The organism is Cumulibacter soli, assembly GCF_004382795.1.
GTDB classification, from domain to species: domain Bacteria; phylum Actinomycetota; class Actinomycetes; order Mycobacteriales; family Antricoccaceae; genus Cumulibacter; species Cumulibacter soli.
The window spans coordinates 1-1,447 of record NZ_SMSG01000017.1 but is presented as its reverse complement, the minus strand read 5'-3'; the positions used below and the strand labels follow the sequence as shown (position 1 = coordinate 1,447).

The 1,447-nt window shown below is 66.6% G+C and carries 1 protein-coding gene and 1 pseudogene; both read right to left on the bottom strand.

The features are described 5' to 3' along the window. Positions 1-230: 230 nt before the first annotated feature. The gene (locus tag E1H16_RS18705; RefSeq protein ID WP_208379174.1) at positions 231-710 is read right to left on the bottom strand and encodes a transposase; all 480 of its coding nucleotides are present in this window, start codon (positions 708-710) and stop codon (positions 231-233) included. A 169-nt stretch (positions 711-879) separates the two neighbouring features. Continuing rightward, positions 880-1,287, bottom strand: a pseudogene (locus E1H16_RS19095) (IS110 family transposase); the annotation flags it as partial. Positions 1,288-1,447: the final 160 nt, after the last annotated feature.

Below are 1,447 nucleotides of genomic sequence, written 5' to 3'. Positions count from 1 at the left end.
TGGGCCGGCGGCGCCTCGTTGCTTCGTCGAGGTGGCTGGTGAGCGTGTCGTTGGCGACGCGCGGTCAGACTGATATGCGCGGGTTGGTTACCGCAGGACGGGGTTTCGGCTGGAGCTTGGCCGCGTGTCTAGGGGCGAGCGTTGATCTCGAGGATCTGCTCATAGAACAACCGCGGGTTGCTCCACGCGCTGCCACCAGTCGGTTGATCGACGAAGCAGCCTATGGGCGGTCAGTCCATGACGGCCAGGGACCAGCACCAGCCGGACAACTCCCGGGCGATGGCGACGTTAGCGATCGTGGGTCGTTTCTTCCGGTCGATGAACCTCACCCAGCGCTGGTGCAGCCGCCGATTGCCCTCGTCCCCGCGGGCCCGCGCTGCTGCTGGGGCGAGGTCCCAGCGATCCCGCATGGTCTTGCCGACCGTGTAACGCGCCCGGTGGTGCCAAGCGGCCTCGACGAGCAACCTGCGGACGTGGGTGTTGCCGGTCTTGGTGATCGATCCCTGCGACCTGGAGGCACCCGAGGAGTACTCGCTGGGGACCAGCCCGACAAAGGAGCCGATGCTGTTGCCGTTGAACCGGTGCCAGTCGCCAATCTCGACGGCAAGCGCGAACCCGGTCAGAGTGCTGACACCACGCAGGCAACCCAGCCGCCGCACCAGCGGGGTGAACTCGCTGTCGGCGGCCATCACCTCGATCTCCTCGGCCAACCGATCGCGGCGGGCCTTGGTGAGGCAGCACTGCGTCGTAGTGGGAGTCGAACGTCATTCGGGTCGCCCTGGTCCTTAGCCGCGATACCGCCTCGTGCCGCAGCCAGGCATCGTGCTTCTGCGTCCACGCATTACCGCCGAAGTAGACAATCCCGTGCCGCAGCAGCAGTTTCGACAACCGATGCCGGGCCCGCATCAGGTCACCCCGACAGTCCTCCCGGGCCCGCACCAGATCCCGGGCCGCCTCCTGCTCCACAGTCGGAATCGCCACCGAGATGACCTCGTCTAGCCGCAGCAGCCGCGCCAGATGCACCGCGTCGCGGGCATCGGTCTTCACTCGATCACCCGAGGGCTTCTGCAGCTTGCTCGGTGCCGCGACCTCGCAGCGAATCCCCGCCTTCATCAGGGATCGATGAAGGCCGAAGCCCGTCGGGCCGGCCTCATAGGCCACCGCGACTGGTCCCGGCAGGGCCGTGATCCACGACCTGATGTGTTCGTGCGAAGGCGTTAGCCTCGCCTGGATCAACTCGCCCGTCGTGCCATCGATCGCCGCCGCAGCGACAGATCGTGCATGCACGTCGAGCCCCACACTCGTACGCTCGGTAAACACCGGGGCCTCCCACAACTGTTGGATAGGCCAGGCAGGCCGGTCCTGCCCGGTAACCCACGACTATTTGTGAGTGGGGCCCCGGCCTGCAACCCTCAGGAGCCCTGAGCGGTCACTCCATACCGTCTAG